This is a genomic window from Roseomonas sp. HF4, from assembly GCF_005222755.1.
Taxonomy (GTDB): Bacteria; Pseudomonadota; Alphaproteobacteria; order Acetobacterales; family Acetobacteraceae; genus Neoroseomonas.
This window is the reverse complement of the sequence record NZ_STGD01000009.1, coordinates 19914-38476: the sequence shown is the minus strand read 5'-3', so window position 1 is coordinate 38476 and position 18563 is coordinate 19914. Positions and strand designations below refer to the sequence as shown.

Here is an 18563-nt window from a genome sequence, read left to right as displayed (position 1 = left end):
GCACGCCCATGACCCGTCGCCGCATCCTTCTGACCGGGGCGCTCGCCCTGCCAGCCTTGGGCGCCCGCGCCCAGGACCGGCCCATCCAGCTCTACGTGGGCTTCGCGCCGGGCGGGAACATCGACCTCGCCGCGCGCATGGCGGCCCCCTTCCTCGAGAAGCATCTCGGCGGCGGCGCGCAGATCATCGTGGTCAACAAGCCCGGCGCCGGCGGGATGCTGATGCTGAACGAGGTCGCCGCGGCGGCGCCGGACGGGCGGAGCGCGGCCGTCGTCTCCTTCCCCGCGCTGGTCACGGCGCTCCATGACAACACGCCGCGCTACCGCGTCGAGAGCTTCGCCTATGTCGGCCTGCTGACGGACGAGCCCTATACGGTCTTCGTCGGCAACGGCACGCCCTACCGGTCGCTGCGCGACCTGGTGGAAGCGGCGCGCGCCAGGCCCGAGGAGATCAACTTCGCCGGCGCCGGCGTCGGCAGCGCGCCGCATCTCGCGCTGATGGCGATCGAGCGCGCCGCCGGCGTGCGCTTCACCTGGGTGCCGACGCAGGGCGCGGGCCAGGCGCTGCAACTGGTCCATGGCGGCCATGTCGCGGGCTCCATCTCGACCGTCAGCCTGACGGTGCGCGGCCACATCCAGGGCGCGCACCGCGTCATCGCCATCATGGAACGCGAGCGCTGGGACAAGGCACCGGACCTGCCGACCGGCATCGAGCAGGGCGTGGATGTCGCCGCCGGGTCCGCCCGCGGCTTCGCCCTGCCGGCCGCGACACCCGCCCCGATCCTGGCACGATGGGAGGAGGCGGTGCGCCGCACGGCGGCCGACCCGGAGTTCCGCGCGCTGGCGGAACGCGACTTCCTGGTCGTGCGGCACATGGACCGCGCGGCGATGACGCGCTTCGTCGAGGACCAGGCGCGCGCCTATGGGGAGATCTGGCGCACCAGCCCCTGGCGGCGCTGACCCGTCATACCAATTGCACGAAGGTCTTACCTTCGTGCCCCTCAAGCGCCGGGCATCATACCAGGCGGCCGACGGTGAATCCTTCGGCCGTCGGATATCAAGCCTTGCCGGACGCGAGCCGCAGCACCCGCCCGTCCACGGCGAAGCGCCCCCAGCCCTGGTGGTGCAGCGTCTTCGCGTCCCGCCGCGCGGGGTCGATCCAGGCGCGCAGCACCTCGAGCACGAACAGGCCATGCGCGTTCACGAGCCGCGTATCCACCACGCGGCATTCGAGGTTGGCGAAGCAATCCTCGATCAGCGGCGGCGCCACCTCCCGCGCCGGCCGCGTCGAAAGGCCGAAGCGCGCGAACTTGTCGGTGTCGCGGCCCGAGCAGTTGCCGATGGCGACGACCTTGCGCGCCATCGCCGCCGGCGGGACGGCCACGACGCATTCGCGCGTCGCGCGCAGCGCCGCGAAGGAATGGTTGCGGTCGCTGACGACGCAGGCGAGGCGGGGCGGCGTGAACTCCACCATCATGTGCCAGGACATCGTCATGACGTTCGGCCGGCCGCGCCGGGACGTCGCGAGCAACACGACCGGCCCCGGCTCGATCAGCTGGTAGACCCGTCCCATCGCCAGGGGGCGCATCGGTGCTACCCCGCGAAGCGCGCGAATTCGCGGGCGAGGTCCTCGTAGATCGCGCGCTTGAATGCGACGGCGAGACCGGGCAGGTCGCCGAGCGGCGCCCAGCGCCAGGCGTCGAATTCCGGATGCGGGTCGAGGTCGAGGCGGATGTCGCGGTCGGCGCCGGTGAAGCGCAGCGCGAACCATTTCTGCCGCTGCCCGCGATACTTCCCGCCGAGCGCCTTGCCCACCAGGTGCCCGGGCAGGTCGTAGGTCAGCCAGCGCGGATGCTCGGCCAGGATCTCGGCGCGCGCGGTGCCGATCTCCTCCTCCAGTTCGCGGAAGACGGCGACGGCCGGGTCCTCGCCCTCGTCCATGCCGCCCTGCGGCAACTGCCAGCCGCCGGGCGCGCCCTCGGCGTTGGGCAGGTCGGCGCGACGGGCCACGAGCACGAGCCCGCCCGGGTTGAACAGCACGGCGCCGACATTGGCGCGATAGGGCAGGCCGGTCATCGCGCGACGGCCGGGCGGATCGGCGCGGCCTCGGGCGCGACGCCCTCGGGCCGACGGATCATCGCCGACACGGGTGCCAGCACGAGGCCGCGGTCATCGAGCCCCGCGGCCCAGGCGGCGAGGCGTTCCACCACCACGGGGGACGCCGCGCCGGCAAGGCCGAGCGCGCCGCCGCGGTCGCGCGCGATCCGTTCGAGCTCGGCCAGGCGGCGGTCGATCTCGCCCCCCGTCCCGGCCGGTTCGTCAAGGAGGACATCGACGCTGCGGCCCCAGGCACGGGCCGGCGGCGGCGCGCCGGGGCGCGGGTCGAGGTAGAGCAGCCCGCGGCCGAGCAGCACCTCCTGCACCGGGCCGATGCTGCCCTCCAGCGCCGCGAAGCGTTCGCCGCGCATGCCACCCACTGCGCCGATCGCGCCGACGTAGCCCTGCGCGCGGGACAGCGCCCAGTCGAGCAGGTCGAGGTTCTCGGCCATCGGCCGCCCGGTCAGCAGAGCGCGGTCGCCGGGGTCGTTGAGCGGATAGCCGGCGGGCTCCATCGGGATCGAGATCAGCGTCTCCATGCCGCGTTCCCGCGCGCGCTCGGCCGCCTGGGCGGGACGCGCCGCATAGGGGGACAGGGCCAGGGCGACCTGCGGCGGCAGGCGACGGATCGCTTCCTCGGTCTGCGTCGCGCTGAGGCCGATGTCGGCCACCACGACGGCGACGCGCGGGCGGCTGTCACGGCGGTCGAAGTCCCGGCCGTAGGCGCGGATCGATGTGCGGCCCTCCGGACCGAGGCGCGGCACCATGCCATGGCGCGTGGTCTCGAGCAGGGCGGGGTCGGGCGGGGGGATCCGGCGGGCTGCTTCGCGACGTGGGGCGGCGGGGGTGGGCAGCGGCGGCGGTTCGGGCGCGGCCGGCGGGGGGGCCGCGGCGACGACTGGCGCCGGCGCCGCGGGGGGCGGCGGGGCCGCAACGGGCGCCGCCGCGGGCGGGTCCAGCGTCGGCGCGGATGGTGTTGCGTTCGCGTCGCGGGCAGGCTCGGCAGGCACCGGTATCCCAGGCGGACCGCCGGGCACCGATGCCCCCGGCCCCGCCCCGGCCGCCAGGGCCGGGTCCGGCAACGGCGGCGTTGCCGCGGCCAGCGTCGCAGCGCCGGGCGGCCCCATCCGATGCAGCCAGACGGCGGTGCCGCCGGCCCCGGCGAGAACCACCGCCCAGAACAGGCCGAGCGCCCGCCAGCCGGGCACGCGCATGGCCCGCCCGCCGCGCGCGGTCAGCGCGCCGCGCGGCGCTGGGGCGTCGGCGCCGCGGCGATGCCGCGCAGCAGCGACAGCGCCTGCTGCAGCTGGTGGTCGGTCTCGGGCTTGGTCGGGTCGAAGGCGGCTGCGCCCTCGGCCGGCATGCGCTGCACGCGTTCGACAAGGCCCGCCGGCAGGTTCAGGGGCGGCGGCGGGGGCGGCGGCGCGGCCTGCTGCTGGCCGCCGCCATTGTCGTTGCGCAGCGCACGGCGGAGGTTGGCTTCCCGGTCGCGCCGCGCCGCGGCCTGCTGGCCGGGTTCCTCGCGCGTGGCCAGCACCTCGATGTCGGGCTCGATGCCGGTCGCCTGGATGGAGCGGCCCGACGGCGTGTAGTAGCGCGCCGTGGTCAGGCGGATGGCGCCGTTGCCCGGGATGGGCATGACCGTCTGCACGCTGCCCTTCCCGAAGGACTTCACGCCCATGACGATGGCGCGGCGATGGTCCTGCAGCGCGCCGGCCACGATCTCGCTGGCCGAGGCCGAGCCGCCATTGATCAGCACCACCATGGGCAGGCCCTGGGCGATGTCGCCGGCGCGCGCGTTCCAGCGCTGCGCGTCCTCCTGCCGCCGGGCGCGGGTGCTCACGATCTCCCCCTGGTCGAGGAAGTCGTCGGAGACCTGCACCGACTGGTCGAGCAGCCCGCCAGGGTTGTTGCGCAGGTCGAGGATCAGCCCGCGCAGGTTGGTGCCAGCCTGGCTGCGGATCTGCTGCATCGCGCGACGCAGCCCGGCCTCGGTCTGCTCGTTGAAGGAGGTGAGGCGGATGTAGCCGATGTCGCCGCCCTCGACGCGGAAGCGCACCACCTGCGGGCGGATGACGTCGCGCGTGATGGACAGCTCGATCGGCCGTTCGGCGCCCTCGCGGCGGATCGTGATGCGGATGGCGGTGCCGCGTTCGCCGCGCATCTGCTCGACCGCTTCCTGCAGTGACAGGCCCTGCACGGAATTGCCGTTGAGGTGCGTGATCAGGTCGCCCGGCCGCACGCCGGCGCGCGCCGCGGGCGTCTCGTCGATCGGGGAGATGACCTTGATGTAGCCGCCTTCCTGCGTGACCTCGATGCCGAGGCCGCCGAACTCGCCGCGCGTCTGCACCTGCATGTCGCGGTACATCCGCGGGTTCATGTAGGAGGAATGCGGGTCGAGCCCGGTCAGCATGCCCTGGATCGCGTTCTCGATCGCGTCGCGGTCGTTCACGGGCTCGACGTATTCGGCCCGGATGCGCTCGAACACGTCGCCGAACAGGTTCAGCAGCCGATAGGTCTCCGCCCGGCTGCCTTCCTGCGCCCACGCCGCCACGAAGGGTCCGGCCACCACGCCTGCCGCGAAGGCCGCGCCCACCGCCGCGAAGGTCACGCCTTTGCGCCGCATACCCATTCCTTCCTTCCGCATCGGCCGATGGCGGTGCCGCCGGCCGTCCGCTGCCATCCTAGAGCGCATCGCCCCCGGGCGTGCAGCCCGAAACCGACATGAAACAGAGGCGTTACCGGCAAGCGCGCCCGCCGGCCGGGTGCCGCAGGAACGGATGGGCCGTGCCGCCCGCCGTCCTAGCCCGCGCCATCCGCCGCCTGGCCGAGCCAGGGCCGCGGATCGAGCGGCTGCCCGTCCCGCCGCAACTCAAGGTAGAGGCGCCCGCGCTCCCCTTCCCCGCGCCCCATCACGCCCACCGGTTCCCCGGCCAGGAGCCGCCTTCCCGAATCGGCATCCAGCCGCCCAAGACCGGCCAGCACGACATGGTGCCCGTCCGTGCATTCGACAATCAGCAGGAGGCCATAACTTCGGAAAGGACCGCTGAACACGGCACGCCCCGTGCACGGGCTGACCACCCGTGCGCCCGCCGGGGCCGAGATGGTCTGCCCGCGCGCCGGGCCGCCTTCCGCCGAGGCCCCGAAGGTGCGGACCAGCCGGCCCGTCACCGGCGCGACGCGCGCGCCGCCCGGCGCACCGGCCAGGGCGGCGGGCTCCGGCGCCGGGGGCGGGGTCGGAATCGGCCGGCCGGCGCGCCGCGCGGCCCTCTCGCGTGCGGCCTCGGCGGCGGCTTCCCGCGCGCGCTCGCGCTCCAGCCGGTCGAGCATCTGGGCGATGTCGGCGGCGCGGGCCAGCGCTTCCTGGGCGCGGCGCGCGGCATCGCGGCCGGCCTCGCGCGCCTCGCTCTCGCGCTGGCGGGTGGCGGCGATCTCGTCGTCGAGCGCCCGGGCGGCGGAGAGCGCCTCCTCCCGCGCCGCGGCGACCAGCGCGGCCTCGGCGGCGGCGACGCGCGCGCGCCGGGCGGCTTCCTCCTCGGCCGCGTGCAGCGCCTCGATGTCGCGCCGGATCCGGTTCGCCAGGCCCTGCAGCACGAGCACCCCGCGCAGCGCCTGTTCGGGTGGCAGCGGCACGGCGAGCAGCGTCTCGGCCGGCCAGAGCGACAGGCGCCGCATCGCCGGCATGATCGGCGCCAGGGTCGCGGCGCGGCGCTCGGCCTCCGCGCGCGCGGCGGCGGCGGCGGCGAGCGCCTGCTGCTCGCGGTCCTGCGCCGCTTCCAGCACCTGTTCCGCGCGGCGGACACGTTCGGCCATGGCGACCCGCTGGCGCGCCAGACCGCGCTCCAGGCTGGCGGCCTCCTCGGCCAGGCGCTCGGCCTCGGCGGCGGCGGCGCGCTCGGCCTCGGCCGTGCGGCGGGCGTCGCGGACCGCCTCCTGCGTCGGCTGGGCGGCGGCGGGCGGCGCGGCCAGCAGGCCGAGCAATATCGCGCACCCGGCCGCGGAGAGAACCCGCACCGGTGAAGGCCGCCTCGAATGCCGAAATGTCGCCAGCCTCGCGATCGCCACCCCCGGCTGCGCCGACTCCGGACGGGATGCCCGCGCGCCGGATGGCTTTAGCAGGCGCGGCGGATGGGCGGAACGAGGGGGGCGATGCCCCCGCGCGGCCTGGCATCGACGCAGGTTGCGCCCGGGAGGGCCTGCGCCCTCCCGGCGGCGCGTCAGGCTTCCTCGAGCCGCGCCGTCACCTTCGGCGGCGACATCGGCAGCGCGTAGAACCGCGTGCCGAGCGCATCGTGCACCGCATTCGCGATGGCGGCGAGCGGCGGCACGATCGGCGCCTCCCCCACCCCGCGCACGCCCTGCGGGTGCTTGGGGTTCGGGATCTCGATGACCAGCGCCTCGATCATCGGCACGTCGGAGCAGACCGGCATGCGGTAGTCGAGGAAGGAGGCGTTATCGACGCGGCCCTTGGCGTCGTAGAGGTATTCCTCCGACAGCGCCCAGCCGATCCCCTGCACCACGCCGCCCTGGATCTGGCCCTCGACATAGCCCGGATGCAGCGCACGGCCGACATCCTGTGCCGCCGTGTAGCGGATGACCCGGATGATGCCGAGCTCGACATCGACCTCCACGTCCACGCAATGGGTCGCGAAGCCGGGGTCGGCGCCGGTGGTGTTGAGCTGCACCTGCGTGCCGATCGGGCCGCCCATCTCGTTCGCCTTGGCGGCGAGTTCCTTGAGCGACAATGGCGGGAACTTGCCGGCATTGTCGCCGGCCGGCAGCGCCATGCCGTCGTCCCACTTCACGGCCTCGGCGTCGATGTTCCAGATCTTCGCCGCGCGCTCCTTGAGCTGGCCGATCACCTTCTCGGTGGAGGCGGTCGCGACCATGGCGGACGCGAAGGTGACGCGGCTGCCGCCCGTCAGGTTCGAGAAGCCGATCGTCTGCGTGTCGCCGATCATGACGTTCACGCGGGCATGGTCGATGCCGAGCAGCTCGGCGACGACATTCGCGATGGAGGCGCGGCTGCCCCCGACATCGGGGTGACCCGTGGTGACGAGCACGTTGCCGTCCTCGGTGATGTTCACCTGGACGGAGGATTCGCCGCCGGCATTGTACCAGAAGCCCGAGGCCACGCCGCGGCCGCGCTTGACGCCGGGTGCCGGGTTCTTGTCGAGCGGCGCCTTGTAGTGCGGGTGGTGCTTGATGGCCTCCACCGTCTCCTTGAAGGTCACGGCGCCGAAGACCGGGCCGTAGATCGCCTTGTCGCCCGGCTTGGCACTGTTCTTCAGCCGCATGTCCAGCGGGTCGAGGCCGAGGGCCTCGGCGATCTCGTCCAGCACGCATTCGGCCGCGAAGGCGCCGTGCGGCGCGCCTGGCGCGCGATAGGCCGCGACCTTGGAGCGGTTCGACACCACGTCGTAGCCGACCGAGAGCACGTTCGGGATGGCGTAGGCCGCGAAGGAACAGCCGACCGGCCCGCGCAGCGGAGACCCCGGCAGCGCGCCCGCCTGCAGGTAGAAGGTGCCCTGTGCGGCGACCAGCGTGCCGTCCTTCTTGGCGCCGATCTTGACGGTCATGCGCGAGCCCGGCGCCGGGCCGGTCGCGCGCTGCACCTCCTCGCGCGTCATCACCATCTTCACCGGGCGGCCCGACTTCTTGGACAGCATGACCGCGACGGGCTCGAGGTAGATGATCGTCTTGGCGCCGAAGCCGCCGCCGATCTCGGCCGGGATCGCGCGGATGTTGCTCTGCGGGATGCCCGTGAGCAGCGAGGTCATGGCGCGCACCATGAACTGGCCCTGGGAGGAGGACCAGATCGTCACGCGCCCGTCCGCCGCGTAGGAGACGGTGCAGGATTGCGGCTCGATGTGGCCCTGGTGCACCGGGCGGGTCGTGAAGGTGCGCTCGACGACGAGGTCGGCCTCGGCGAAGCCCTTCTCGATGTCGCCGGCCTTCAGCACCATGGTGCCGGCGATGTTCGACGGCTTGCCCTCGAACTGGTTCCATTCGTGCAGGATCGGCGCGTCGGGCCTGATCGCGTCCTCGATTTCGATGACGTGGGGCAGGACCTCGTAGTCCACCTCGATCAGGGCACAGGCCTGCGCGGCCACTTCCTCGTTGATCGCGGCGACGGCGGCGATGGGGTGGCCGTGGAACAGCGCCTTCTCCCGCGCCATCACGTTGCGGCACATCCAGCGCATGTCCTGGATGCCGAGCATGACGGACTTGTCGAGCGGGAACTCGACGATGTCCTTCGCCGTGACCACCGCCTTCACGCCGGGCAGCGCCTCGGCCTTGCTGGTGTCGATGCCACGGATGCGGGCATGGGCGTGCGGGCTGCGCAGCACCTTGCCCCAGACCATGCCCGGCATGTTGTAGTCGGAGCTGTACTGCGCCCGGCCGGTCACCTTGTCGGCGCCGTCGGGACGGATCGTGCGGGCGCCGATCCACTTGTTCGACATGTCGTTCATCAGGCGGCGCTCCTCATCTCGGCGGCGGTCTCGAGCACGGCGCGGACGATCTTGTCGTAGCCGGTGCAGCGGCAGAGGTTGCCGGCCAGGCCGAAGCGCACGTCCTCCTCCGTCGGATCGGGGTTCTTCTCGAGCAGCGACTTCGCCGCGATCAGCACGCCCGGCGTGCAGATGCCGCATTGCAGCGCCGCCATCTCGAGGAACTTCTGCTGCAGCGGGTGCAGGTGGTCGCCCTGGGCCATGCCCTCGATGGTGCCGATCTCGGCGCCCTCGGCTTCCACCGCGAGCATCAGGCAGGCGCAGACCAGCCGGCCGTCCACGGTGATGGAGCAGGCGCCGCAATCGCCCGTGCCGCAGCCTTCCTTGGTGCCGGTCAGGCCGAGCGGCCCGCGCAGCGCATCGAGCATCGAGGCGGCGGGGTCGCTGAGGAACTCGACCGGCTCCCCGTTGATCGTGGTCGTGACGTGCATCTTGGTCATGGGCTCAGTTCCCCCCGGCGCGCTGGGCGGCGATGGCAGCGGCGCGCTTCAGCAGCACACCCGCCACCTTGGTGCGGTAGACGATGGTGCCGCGCTTGTCGTTGATGGGCTTGCAGGCCGCGCGGCAGGCGGCGGCAGCGGCTTCCAGCGCCGCGTCGTCGAGGCGCGAGCCGATCAGCGCCTTCGCCGCGTCCTCGACCAGCAGCACGGTCGGCGCCACGGCGCCGAGGCCGACGCGCGCGGCCTTCACGATGCCGCCCTCCAGCGTCAGGCTGATGCCGAGGCCGACGACCGCGATGTCCATCTCGGTGCGCGGGATCATGCGGAGATAGGCATCCCCCGACCCCTTCGACCGCGCCGGCAGGGTGAAGGACACCACGATCTCGCCCGGCGCCAGGTTGGTGCGGCCCGGCCCGGCGGGCACGGCCTCGACCGGCATCTCGCGCCGCCCGCCGGGCCCCTGGACCGTGACGACGGCGCCGGCGGCGACCATGGCGGGAACGCTGTCCCCGGCCGGGGATCCATTGCAGAGGTTGCCGCCCGGCGAGGCCCGGCCCTGCACCTGCTTCGAGCCGATCAGGTTGATCGCCTCCAGCACGCCGGGCCATGCCTTCCCGAAGGTCGGATGCTCGGCCAGCACGACGCCCGGCACCGCGGCGCCGATGCGGAAGGCGCCGCCGCCGAGGTCGTCCACCGCCGTCATCGCGCCGATCTTCTTGATGTCGATGATCGTGCCCGGCTTCACCGCGCCGTTGCGCATCTGCACCAGCAGGTCGGTGCCGCCGGCGAGGATCCGCGCCGCGCCGGCTGCGGCGGCGAAGGCGCCGACGGCTTCCTCCAGCGTGCGGGGTGCCAGGTATCGGATGTCTGTCATGCTGCTTCCCATCCCCGATGGCCCCGTTGGGTCGGGGCATGCGGCCCGCGGCCGGGCCGGTCGGTTGTGTCGAAGTCCCAAGGCTAAGGCGTGGCGCGCCGGCGCGATAGCCCCCGGCGCCGCCCGGTCATTCCGGGCGGAGCATGGAACGGCCCGTCATCGCCGCCGGCTGCGGCACACGGAGCAGCGCCAGCAGCGTCGGCGCGACGTCTCCCAGCCGCCCATCGGCCAGCGCCGCCCCCGCCGGGCCGCCGAGCAGGATCGCCGGCACCGGGTTGGTCGTATGGGCGGTGTGCGGGCCGCCGGTGGCGGGGTCCTTCATCATCTCGGCATTGCCGTGGTCGGCGGTGACCAGCAGCGCGCCGCCGGCCGCGCGGATCGCGGCCACGATGCGGCCGAGCCCGGCATCCACCGCCTCCACCGCGCGGCGGGCGGCGTCGAGGATGCCGCTATGGCCCACCATGTCGGCATTGGCGTAGTTCAGCACGATCAGGTCGTAGGTGCCGGACGCGATGGCGGCGACGGCTTTTTCCGTCAGCTCGGGCGCCGACATCTCGGGCTGCAGGTCGTAGGTCGCGACCTTGGGGGAGGCGACCATGATGCGGTCCTCACCCGGGAAGGGCGTCTCCTCGCCGCCGTTCAGGAAGTAGGTGACGTGCGGGTACTTCTCGGTCTCCGCCATGCGCAGCTGCTTCAGCCCCGCCTCCGCGACGACCTCGCCCAGGATGCCGGCCATGGATTGCAGCGCGAAGAGCGTCGCCAGGTGCGCGTTCAGCGCCGCACTGTATTCGGTCATGCCGGCGGCGGCGGCGAAGCGGATGGTCCGCGCGCGGGCGAAGCCGTCGAAGCCGGGGTCGAGGAAGGCGGTCAGGATCTGCCGCACCCGGTCGGCGCGGAAGTTGAAGCAGAGCAGCCCGTCGCCGTCCTTCATGCCCGCGAAGCCGTCGATGACGGTGGCGGGGACGAACTCGTCGGTCTTGCCGGCGGCATGCGCGGCGGCGACGGCGGCCGCGGCCGCCGCGGCGCGCGCGCCCTCGCCGCGCGACATGGCGTCGTAGGCCGCCTGCACGCGCTCCCAGCGGTTGTCGCGGTCCATCGCGAAGTAGCGGCCGATCACGGTCGCGACCGCCACCCCGGGCAGGCCGGCGATGCCGGCCTCGAACTTCGCCAGGAAGTCGGGCGCTGCCGTGGGCGCGGTGTCCCGCCCGTCGGTGAAGGCATGGATCGCGACCGGCACGCCGGCATCGGACAGGATGCGCGCCAGCGCCACGGCGTGGTCCTGGTGCGAATGCACGCCGCCCGGCGAGAGCAGCCCCATCAGGTGGCAGGTCCCGCCCGAGGCCCGGAGCGCGTCGATCAGGCCCGTGAGCGCCGGCAGCCGCGCGATCGAGCCATCCGCGATGGCGGCGCCGATCCGGGGCAGGTCCTGCATCACCACGCGGCCGGCGCCGATGTTGAGGTGCCCGACCTCCGAATTGCCCATCTGCCCGTCCGGCAGCCCGACATCGGCGCCCGAGGTGCGGAGCAAGGCATGCGGGCAGGACGCCCAGAGATCATCGAAGGCCGGCGTGCGCGCGGCGGCCACGGCGTTGTCCGCCGGGTCCTCGCGCCGGCCCCAGCCGTCGAGGATGACGAGCATCACGGGGCGCGGGCGGCTGGCGGACATGGCGGCTTCCTCATGTTCGGGGGCGGCTTACCCCCCGGCCCGCTCCGCCCGCAAGGCCGCGAGGTCGGCGCGCAGCGCCCGGATCTCCCGCAGCACCGCCTCCTGGTCCGCGTGGGCGGCGGCGGTCGCGGCCTCGCCGGCCTCCCGCGCCGCCTTCGCATCGGCGCTCTCGCGTTCCGCGCGGAGCGTCTGGATGCTGTCCACGATCACGCCGATGAACAGGTTCAGCACGACGAAGGTGGCCAGCAGGATGAAGGGCACGAAGAACATCCAGGCGAGCGGCTGGTGTTCCAGGATCGGGCGGACATTCGCCTCGGACCAGCTCTCCAGCGTCATCATCTGGAACAGCGTGTAGAGGCTCGATCCAAGCGTGCCGAAGCGGTCGGGCAAGAGGTCGCCGTAGAGCTTCGTCGCCATCACGGCGAAGACGTAGAAGATCAGCGCCATCAGCAGCACGATCGAGCCCATGCCGGGCAGCGCGTGCAGCATCGCCTCCACCACGTGCCGCAGCGACGGGATGACGCTGACCATGCGCAGCACGCGCAGCACCCGGAGCGCGCGCAGCACCGCGAGCGGCCCGGTCGCCGGCATCCAGGCGATGCCGACCACGATGAGGTCGAAGATGCCCCAGGGGTCGCGGAAGAAGCGGCCGCGGAAGGCGTAGATCCGCAGCGCGAGCTCAGCCGTGAAGGCCCAGAGCAGCGCGGTGTCGAGCGCGGTCAGAAGGCCGCCCCACGCCGCCATGACGCTGCCCGAGGTCTCGAGCCCGAGCGTCACGGCGTTCACCAGGATCAGCGCGATCACCGCGCGCTGGAACGGCGCGGCGGCGACGAAGCGGGCGCAGCGGGCACGCAGTGTGCCCGTCATGTCCTCAGGCAGCAGCGTCTCCGGCACGATGATCCCCCGATCCCCTGGCGGGCGGGCAGGTAGCCACGCCCTGCGGCAGGTTCAAGGCAGGCGGGCGTTCAGCCGAGGATCAGCGCCGGCACGCCGAAGACATGGCGGTGCGCGTGCAGGAACCCGGCCCAGAGCACGAGCCCGGCCAGGGGCGCGATCCAGCCGATCTCCCGCAGGTCAAGCCGGTTCCGCCCGGCCAGGATCGCGCCGAAGGGCAGGATGGACGAGGCGGCCGCGAAGCCCGCCCAACCATCCCCATGCCGCCTGGCCATCTTGGCGTCGATCGAGGGCATGCCGGCCAGCGCGGTGACGAGAAAGGCGCCGAAGAACACGATCGCCGCGCTGTCGCCATTGCCGACGACGTGAACCGCCGCCCAGATCGCGAAGGACCAGAGCATGGGGTGGCGCGTGACGCGCTGGATGCCGCGCGGCCCGGCCGCGATCAGCCGCGCGCCCCCCATCGCGGTCGGGTTGCCGATCAGCGAGCAGGCGAACAGCACGAAGGCCGGCAGCATCAGCACGGCCAGGACCCAGCGCAGCCAGGCGGGTGCGAACCACAGCGGCGTGGTCTCCGCGCCCTGCCAGGCCTGCACCAGCAGCGCGATGGCGGCGACCGAAGCGACCGAGAAGGCGATGGTGAACCCGGTCTCGCCCAGCCGCGCCACGACGGCCCCGCGCAGCGCCGTGCCCGAGACACCGACATGGACGAAGACCCAGAGGAGGGCGGCGAGGACCAACAGGATCATGGCGGGAGTGTCGCCGCGCGGGGGGCGGCGCGTCCAGTGCGGCGGTCCATGCGTTGCGCGGGAAGATCGTGGGGAGGAGAAGCTCCGCCGATTCGGGACCCCACGACCGTTGCGACGCAACGCCGCGGGACCCCAAGCCTTCCTTCTTCGGCACCTGGCACCCGTCCCCGCAGGTCGGGCGCCGGGTGCCAAAGAAGGTTGGGGGGGCCGGGGAGGAGAAGTTCCCCTCTCCCCCTCCGCCTCAAGGTCGCCAGGCGCGATGATACGGATGGTTCTGCCGGATCGCCTGCGCCCGGTAGAGTTGCTCGGCCAGCATCCCGCGCACCAGGAAATGCGGCCAGGTCATGGGGCCCAGGGCCATGCGGTGCCCGGCTCGGGCGGTCACCGCCGGGTCGAGACCCTCGGCGCCGCCGATCAGGAAGCAGGGCGTGCGCCCGGACGCCTCCCAGCGCGCGAGCAGGCCCGCGAAGCCTTCGCTGTCCGGCGCCTCGCCGCCGAGGTCGAGCGCCACCGCCAGCGCGTCGGGCGGCAATGCGGCCAGCAGGCCGGCGCCTTCCCGCCGGCGGATCTCCGCGGCCGAGCCGCGCGCCTCGGGCACCTCGGTCACCTCGGGCGGCGGGCGCAGGCGCGCGGCGTAGTGCGCGTAGAGCGCCGCCTCAGGCCCCGTCTTCATCCGCCCGACCGCAAGGATCCTAACCGGGCGCGGCGTCGGAGGCCCCCGGGCTGTCCGGGCCCCACATGCGCTCGATGCGATACAGCTCGCGCGCCTCGGGCCGGAACAAGTGGATCACGAGGTCGCCGGCGTCGATCAGCACCCAGTCCGGCGAGGCCTGGATCGAATCGCGCCGCAACTGCAGCCCCGCCTTGCCGAGCGCCTCGTCGAGATGCGTCGCCATGGCCTGGAGCTGCCGCTCCACCAGGCCGGTCGCGATGATCAGGCGGTCGGCGTAGTCGGCGCGGCCCGTGACATCCAGCAGCACGATGTTCTCGGCCTTGTCGTCCTCGAGCGAGGCCATCGCCGCGGCGACGAGCTGGGACAGGCGGTCGGGCGAGAGCTTTTCCCGCTTGCGGCCGCGCGCGGGGCGCGGCGCGGCGGGGGCCTTGGCGGCCGCCGCCTTCGCCCTGTGCGCAGCCTTGGCCTTCGGCGGCGCCTTGGCCTTCGGCGGAGACGCGGCCTTCGCAGGCGCCTTGGCAGGCGCCTTGGCACCCGACGGCACAGCCGCCTTGGGCACCGCGCGGGCCTTGGGGGCCGAGGACTTCACTGTGGCCGGGGCCTTGGCCTTCGCCGGCGCCTTGGTCCCGGCCTTCGCCGCAGCCTTGGCCGGCGCAGGCGCCTTCGGCGCGGCTGCGGCCCTGGGCTTTGCCGGTGCCGCGGGCCTGGCGGTCGCGCCCCGACGCGCAGCGGCCTTCGGCGCCTTGGCCGCGGGCTTCGCCGCGCCGGCAGCCGCGGCCTTGCTGGCCGGCGCCTTCAGCGGCTCCGCCACGGCCGCCTTCGGCGCAGCCCGTTTCGGCTTCCCGGGCGCGGCCTTCGTCGCGGCGGGTTTCGTCTCGGTGGTCTTCGGCGTGCGGGCTATGGCCCCCTCCTCTCGCCCGTGTCGTCCTCCGCCCGCGCCCTTCTGATGGCGGTGGCGGATGCGGCGTGCTCCCGCGCCGGAACCAAGCACCAAGGCGCGTGCGGCGCAAATCCTTCCTCGAGGAGCGCCCCCGGCGCGCGCCGATGGGGACGCAACACGCACGCCGCCTGCCCGGCCAGCGCCCGGCGCGTCCAACCCGGCCGCGGCAGGACCGCGAGCGCCGTCCCCCGCGCGATCCGCCGCCAGTCCTGCCACCGCGGCAGCTGCACGAGGTTGTCTGCGCCGATCACGAGCGTGAAGCGCACGCGGGGAAAGCGCCCGTGCAGCAGCCGCAGCGTATCGGCCGTGTAGCGCGTGCCGAGCGCGCGCTCGATGTCGGTCGCGATGACGCGCCGCCCGTCCGCGATCCGTCGGGCCGACGCCAGCCGTTCCGCCAGCGGCGCCATGCCGCGTGCCGGCTTGAGCGGATTGCCGGGCGAGACCATCAGCCAGACCTGGTCGAGCCCGAGCGCCCGCCGCGCCATGCGCGCGACATGCAGGTGCCCCGCATGCGCCGGGTTGAACGACCCGCCGAGCAACCCGACCCGCACCCTCCGCCGGTCGCCGAAGCGCCCCGGCGTCACCGCGTGCGGACGCTCACGCTGACCGGCTGCGCCGCGAGCCCCTCGTAGCGCACCGTGTAGGTGCGCCCGGGCTCGAGCGGCAGCGTCGGCGAATAGCCGGCGACCGAGATCACCTGCCCCGCCTCCAGCCGCCGTCCGGCGCGCGCAAGATCCTCGATGAGGAAGGCCACGACATTCAGCGGGTGGCCGAGCGCCGCGGTGCCGGGCGCGCGCGCGCGTTCCTGCCCGCGGTCGTCCACCATCGTCACCGTCATGTTCGCCAGCCGGTCGGCGAAGGCCTGCGTTGCCTCGACCGGAACCGGCATACCAACCACGCCGAGCCGTGCGCCGACGTTGATCGCCAGCAGGTTCGGCCCGTCGAAGCCGCCGGAGAGAACGAGGTCCGGCAATTCGATGTAGGGCATGACGGCGTCGAGGTGGCGCAGGATCGCGACATGGTCCCGCCCCGCCTGGTTGATGCCGGCGTCGCGCACGCGCACCAGGAAGTCGCTCTCGATGATCGGCACCGCGCCGAAGCGCGCCGGCACCTCGGCGCCGTCGGCAAGGCTGACGCTGCTGCGCAGCAGCACCCCGCGCAGCGGCTGGTTCACCCCGAAGCGGGCCTGCACCGGCGCGCTGGTCAGCCCGACCTTGTAGCCGACCGGCGGCCCCCAGTGCGGCACGAGCATCGCGACCAGCCGGTCCTGCGCGCAGAGCCCGTCGGCCAGGGTGGCCATGCTCGTTAGTGCCGGGCTCGGCCGGTTCTCGAGCAGGTTCTCGGCCAGGGCGCGGACCGCGGCCTCGTCCGGGCAGGCGGCCTCCGCCGTGAGGGGCAGCGCCGCCAGGGCGGCAAGCAGCATCCTGCGCATGGGTCGTTCCTCCGCGTGGGTGGCGATGCTACCGGCACCGCCCCGGAGCGGGAAAGCGGTTCTCGGGGATCGTTCGCGACCGCGCCTGCGGGCGCAGCCTGGCGCCCGGCGCCGGCCGTCGCGAACGGTCGCTCAGCGGAAGGTGACGCCGACCGCGCCGAGCCCCGGGACCGAGAGGCGCCAGGTCTCCCCCGCGCGCGGCGGCACCGGGACAGGCGCGGCCAGCAGCGCGACATGCTCGCCCGGCCGGAGCGGCCGGCCGGCCGCCGCGAGGTCACGGCCGAGTTCGGCCACCAGCGTCGCCGGCGGCGCCGCGAGGCCGAGCGCCGGCAGGCTCGCGAGCACGCTGCCATCCGATTGCAGAACCGCCTCGGCGGCGAGCGCCGCGGGGTCCGCGACCGCCGTCTCCGGCCCGACCACGCCGAGCCTGAGCCCGAGATTGCCTGCGATGCGCGCCGCCCTGCCCGGCGCCGGCACCAGCGCGAGGTCGAGCAGCGCGAGGTAGGGATGCGCCGCCGCGATCCGCCTGTCCTCACCCATGCGGAGCAGCAGGCCCGGCGCCACCGCCGGCCGGGCGGCGTAGCCGGCCTCGATGACGGCGCCCGTCCGGGCGCGCAGCGTCGCGAAGACCAGCGCGCCCTGCATCGGCGGCATCGCCTCGGCGGCCAGCGCATGGCCGACCACGTCGCCCCAGGGCTGCGCGAGCGTCGCGACCAGGCGGTCCTGCGCGCAGCGGGCATCGGCCTCGGTCAGGTCCGGGAAGGGCGGCGGCACCCGGCGCTCCAGCACCGCCATGGCGAAGCGCGCGACGGCCGGCACGTCCGGGCAGGCGGCAGCGGCGGGCCCCGCCGCCAGCAACCCCGAGAGCGCCAGCGCCGCGCGCCTCACGGCCGCGTCTGCCCGGTGCCGAGCACCTTATAGCGATAGGTGCAGAGCTGCTCGAGCCCAACCGGCCCGCGCGCATGCAGCCGGCCGGTCGCGATGCCGATCTCGGCGCCGAAGCCGAACTCGCCCCCGTCGCAGAACTGCGTCGAGGCATTCCACATGCCGACTGCGGAATCGAGGCCGTCGAGGAAGGCGCGCGCCGCGGCCTCGTCCTGCGTGATGATCGCCTCGGTATGCTCCGACCCGTAGCGGCGGATATGCGCGAGCGCGTCCTCGAGCCCGTTCACCACCTTCACCGAGAGGACGGCGTCGAGCCATTCGGTGGCGAAGTCGGCCTCGGAAGCGGCCGGAAGGTCCGCCACGATGGCGCGCGCGCGCGGGTCGGCGCGGAACCCGCAGCCGAGCGCGCGCAGGTCCGCGACCAGCAGCGGCAGCAGGTCCGGCGCGATGGCGGCGTCGACGAGCAGCGTCTCGGTCGCGCCGCAGATGCCGGTGCGGCGCATCTTGGCATTCGCCACGATGGACCGCGCCATGGCCGGGTCGGCGGCGGCGTGGACATAGGTGTGGCAGAGGCCCTCGGCATGGGCGAGGACGGGCACGCGGGCGTCCTCCAGCACGCGCGTGACCAGCCCCTTGCCGCCGCGCGGCACGATCAGGTCGATCAGGCCAGAGGCGCGCAGCATGGCGCCGACATAGGCGCGGTCGGGGGTGGCCGCGACCTGCACCGCGGCCTCCGGCAGGCCGGCGGCGCGCAGGCCCTCGGCCAGGCAGGCATGGATCGCGGCGGCGCTGCGCGTGCTCTCGGAGCCGCCGCGCAGGATCACCGCGTTGCCGGACTTGAGGCAGAGCGCGGCGGCATCGGCCGTCACGTTCGGGCGGCTCTCGAAGATCATGCCGATGACGCCGAGCGGCTGCGCGATGCGGCGGATGACGAGCCCGTTCGGCCGCGTCCATTCCGCCAGCACGCGGCCGACCGGATCGGGCAGCGCGGCGACATCCTCGAGGCCCTGCGCCATCGCGTCGATGCGCGCGGGGGTCAGCGTCAGGCGGTCGCGGTAGGCCGGGGTCAGGCCGGTGGCGGCGTCGAGGTCGGCGGCATTGGCGGCGAGCAGCGCATCCGACCGGACGCGCAGCGCGGCGGCGGCGGCGATCAGGGCAGCGTTCTTCACCGGGGTCGGGGCGCGCGCGACGGTGCCGGCGGCCGCACGGGCGGCCTCAGCGGCGGTTTCGAGAAGCCGGGCGGCGTCCTGGGCGATGGCGTTCATGCCGCAGACTTAATGCCGCGGGGGTCCGAAAGAAAAGGGCGGGGAAGGAGAACCTCCCCCGCTCCCCCTCCCTTCTTTTCTTTGGCCTTTGGGAACCGGCCAGTGGGCCAGTGCCCGAGTCTCAGAGAAGGAGGGGG

General features: G+C 73.9%; 19 protein-coding genes. 2 read left to right on the top strand and 17 right to left on the bottom strand.

Annotated elements, in window-relative coordinates:
• Positions 1 to 8: 8 nt before the first annotated feature.
• A complete protein-coding gene (locus tag E8M80_RS14600; RefSeq protein WP_137126441.1) occupies positions 9 to 959 on the top strand; it encodes a tripartite tricarboxylate transporter substrate binding protein in 951 nt (316 codons plus the stop codon).
• Positions 960 to 1056: 97 nt separating this feature from the next.
• On the opposite strand, the gene E8M80_RS14595 is transcribed toward E8M80_RS14600, so the two are convergent.
• From E8M80_RS14595 to rsfS, 13 genes are all read right to left on the bottom strand, one after another.
• A complete protein-coding gene (locus E8M80_RS14595; protein WP_137126440.1) occupies positions 1057 to 1587 on the bottom strand; it encodes a flavin reductase family protein in 531 nt (176 codons plus the stop codon).
• Positions 1588 to 1592: 5 nt separating this feature from the next.
• Positions 1593 to 2075, bottom strand: a complete 483-nt coding sequence (locus E8M80_RS14590; protein WP_137126439.1) for an RNA pyrophosphohydrolase — start codon at positions 2073 to 2075, stop codon at positions 1593 to 1595.
• Positions 2072 to 3310 (bottom strand): divergent polysaccharide deacetylase family protein, encoded by a 1239-nt coding sequence (locus E8M80_RS14585; protein WP_137126438.1) that lies wholly within the window; start codon positions 3308 to 3310, stop codon positions 2072 to 2074. The genes E8M80_RS14590 and E8M80_RS14585 overlap by 4 nt, the downstream gene beginning before the upstream one ends.
• 20 nt (positions 3311 to 3330) lie before the next feature.
• Positions 3331 to 4722 carry a S41 family peptidase gene (locus tag E8M80_RS14580; RefSeq protein ID WP_370287447.1) on the bottom strand — a complete coding sequence of 464 codons (1392 nt, stop codon included), beginning with the start codon at positions 4720 to 4722 and terminating at the stop codon, positions 3331 to 3333.
• A gap of 176 nt (positions 4723 to 4898) precedes the next feature.
• Positions 4899 to 6077: a murein hydrolase activator EnvC gene (locus tag E8M80_RS14575; RefSeq protein ID WP_137126436.1), complete on the bottom strand. Its 1179-nt coding sequence runs from the start codon at positions 6075 to 6077 to the stop codon at positions 4899 to 4901.
• A 236-nt stretch (positions 6078 to 6313) separates the two neighbouring features.
• Positions 6314 to 8569, bottom strand: coding sequence for a xanthine dehydrogenase family protein molybdopterin-binding subunit (locus tag E8M80_RS14570; protein ID WP_137126435.1), 2256 nt, complete (start codon positions 8567 to 8569; stop codon positions 6314 to 6316).
• Positions 8569 to 9048, bottom strand: a complete 480-nt coding sequence (locus E8M80_RS14565) for a (2Fe-2S)-binding protein (RefSeq protein WP_137126434.1) — start codon at positions 9046 to 9048, stop codon at positions 8569 to 8571. The genes E8M80_RS14570 and E8M80_RS14565 overlap by 1 nt, the downstream gene beginning before the upstream one ends.
• Before the next feature lie 4 nt (positions 9049 to 9052).
• Positions 9053 to 9922 carry a xanthine dehydrogenase family protein subunit M gene (locus E8M80_RS14560; protein WP_206035640.1) on the bottom strand — a complete coding sequence of 290 codons (870 nt, stop codon included), beginning with the start codon at positions 9920 to 9922 and terminating at the stop codon, positions 9053 to 9055.
• A gap of 127 nt (positions 9923 to 10049) precedes the next feature.
• Positions 10050 to 11588: a 2,3-bisphosphoglycerate-independent phosphoglycerate mutase gene (gene gpmI / locus E8M80_RS14555; protein ID WP_137126433.1), complete on the bottom strand. Its 1539-nt coding sequence runs from the start codon at positions 11586 to 11588 to the stop codon at positions 10050 to 10052.
• A gap of 27 nt (positions 11589 to 11615) precedes the next feature.
• Complete coding sequence (locus E8M80_RS14550) at positions 11616 to 12455, bottom strand: ion transporter (RefSeq protein WP_137126432.1); 840 nt, start codon at positions 12453 to 12455, stop codon at positions 11616 to 11618.
• A gap of 98 nt (positions 12456 to 12553) precedes the next feature.
• The gene (locus E8M80_RS14545; RefSeq protein ID WP_137126431.1) at positions 12554 to 13231 is read right to left on the bottom strand and encodes an NnrU family protein; all 678 of its coding nucleotides are present in this window, start codon (positions 13229 to 13231) and stop codon (positions 12554 to 12556) included.
• A gap of 241 nt (positions 13232 to 13472) precedes the next feature.
• Positions 13473 to 13904 carry a 23S rRNA (pseudouridine(1915)-N(3))-methyltransferase RlmH gene (locus E8M80_RS14540; RefSeq protein WP_240790046.1) on the bottom strand — a complete coding sequence of 144 codons (432 nt, stop codon included), beginning with the start codon at positions 13902 to 13904 and terminating at the stop codon, positions 13473 to 13475.
• Positions 13905 to 13923: 19 nt separating this feature from the next.
• Positions 13924 to 14247, bottom strand: a complete 324-nt coding sequence (rsfS, locus tag E8M80_RS14535; protein WP_137126429.1) for a ribosome silencing factor — start codon at positions 14245 to 14247, stop codon at positions 13924 to 13926.
• 85 nt (positions 14248 to 14332) lie between these two features.
• On the opposite strand from rsfS, the gene E8M80_RS26000 reads away from it, so the two are divergent.
• Positions 14333 to 14851, top strand: a complete 519-nt coding sequence (locus E8M80_RS26000) for a hypothetical protein (RefSeq protein WP_170979424.1) — start codon at positions 14333 to 14335, stop codon at positions 14849 to 14851.
• Here the strand turns inward: E8M80_RS26000 and E8M80_RS14530 are convergent.
• The 4 genes from E8M80_RS14530 to E8M80_RS14515 form a co-directional block, all read right to left on the bottom strand.
• The gene (locus tag E8M80_RS14530) at positions 14802 to 15428 is read right to left on the bottom strand and encodes a nicotinate-nucleotide adenylyltransferase (protein WP_137126428.1); all 627 of its coding nucleotides are present in this window, start codon (positions 15426 to 15428) and stop codon (positions 14802 to 14804) included. The genes E8M80_RS26000 and E8M80_RS14530 overlap by 50 nt on opposite strands.
• Positions 15425 to 16276: a 2-keto-4-pentenoate hydratase gene (locus tag E8M80_RS14525; protein ID WP_137126427.1), complete on the bottom strand. Its 852-nt coding sequence runs from the start codon at positions 16274 to 16276 to the stop codon at positions 15425 to 15427. The genes E8M80_RS14530 and E8M80_RS14525 overlap by 4 nt, the downstream gene beginning before the upstream one ends.
• 132 nt (positions 16277 to 16408) lie before the next feature.
• A complete protein-coding gene (locus E8M80_RS14520; protein WP_137126426.1) occupies positions 16409 to 17164 on the bottom strand; it encodes a hypothetical protein in 756 nt (251 codons plus the stop codon).
• Positions 17161 to 18426 carry a glutamate-5-semialdehyde dehydrogenase gene (locus E8M80_RS14515; RefSeq protein ID WP_137126425.1) on the bottom strand — a complete coding sequence of 422 codons (1266 nt, stop codon included), beginning with the start codon at positions 18424 to 18426 and terminating at the stop codon, positions 17161 to 17163. Before E8M80_RS14515 ends, E8M80_RS14520 begins: the two co-directional genes overlap by 4 nt.
• Between the last annotated feature and the right edge of the window lie 137 nt (positions 18427 to 18563).

What these genes read in the sequence shown, in the direction of transcription:
- E8M80_RS14600 (WP_137126441.1), top strand. Translation starts at nt 9, where the DNA reads ATGACCCGTCGCCGCATCCTTCTGACCGGGGCGCTCGCCCTGCCAGCC.
- E8M80_RS14585 (WP_137126438.1), bottom strand. Translation starts at nt 3,310, where the DNA reads ATGCGCGTGCCCGGCTGGCGGGCGCTCGGCCTGTTCTGGGCGGTGGTT.
- E8M80_RS14595 (WP_137126440.1), bottom strand. Translation starts at nt 1,587, where the DNA reads ATGCGCCCCCTGGCGATGGGACGGGTCTACCAGCTGATCGAGCCGGGG.
- E8M80_RS14525 (WP_137126427.1), bottom strand. Translation starts at nt 16,276, where the DNA reads ATGCGCAGGATGCTGCTTGCCGCCCTGGCGGCGCTGCCCCTCACGGCG.
- rsfS (WP_137126429.1), bottom strand. Translation starts at nt 14,247, where the DNA reads ATGGCCTCGCTCGAGGACGACAAGGCCGAGAACATCGTGCTGCTGGAT.
- E8M80_RS14550 (WP_137126432.1), bottom strand. Translation starts at nt 12,455, where the DNA reads ATGACGGGCACACTGCGTGCCCGCTGCGCCCGCTTCGTCGCCGCCGCG.
- E8M80_RS14580 (WP_370287447.1), bottom strand. Translation starts at nt 4,722, where the DNA reads ATGCGGCGCAAAGGCGTGACCTTCGCGGCGGTGGGCGCGGCCTTCGCG.
- E8M80_RS14590 (WP_137126439.1), bottom strand. Translation starts at nt 2,075, where the DNA reads ATGACCGGCCTGCCCTATCGCGCCAATGTCGGCGCCGTGCTGTTCAAC.
- E8M80_RS14545 (WP_137126431.1), bottom strand. Translation starts at nt 13,231, where the DNA reads ATGATCCTGTTGGTCCTCGCCGCCCTCCTCTGGGTCTTCGTCCATGTC.
- gpmI (WP_137126433.1), bottom strand. Translation starts at nt 11,588, where the DNA reads ATGTCCGCCAGCCGCCCGCGCCCCGTGATGCTCGTCATCCTCGACGGC.
- E8M80_RS14565 (WP_137126434.1), bottom strand. Translation starts at nt 9,048, where the DNA reads ATGACCAAGATGCACGTCACGACCACGATCAACGGGGAGCCGGTCGAG.
- E8M80_RS14515 (WP_137126425.1), bottom strand. Translation starts at nt 18,426, where the DNA reads ATGAACGCCATCGCCCAGGACGCCGCCCGGCTTCTCGAAACCGCCGCT.
- E8M80_RS14570 (WP_137126435.1), bottom strand. Translation starts at nt 8,569, where the DNA reads ATGAACGACATGTCGAACAAGTGGATCGGCGCCCGCACGATCCGTCCC.
- E8M80_RS14560 (WP_206035640.1), bottom strand. Translation starts at nt 9,922, where the DNA reads ATGACAGACATCCGATACCTGGCACCCCGCACGCTGGAGGAAGCCGTC.
- E8M80_RS14540 (WP_240790046.1), bottom strand. Translation starts at nt 13,904, where the DNA reads ATGAAGACGGGGCCTGAGGCGGCGCTCTACGCGCACTACGCCGCGCGC.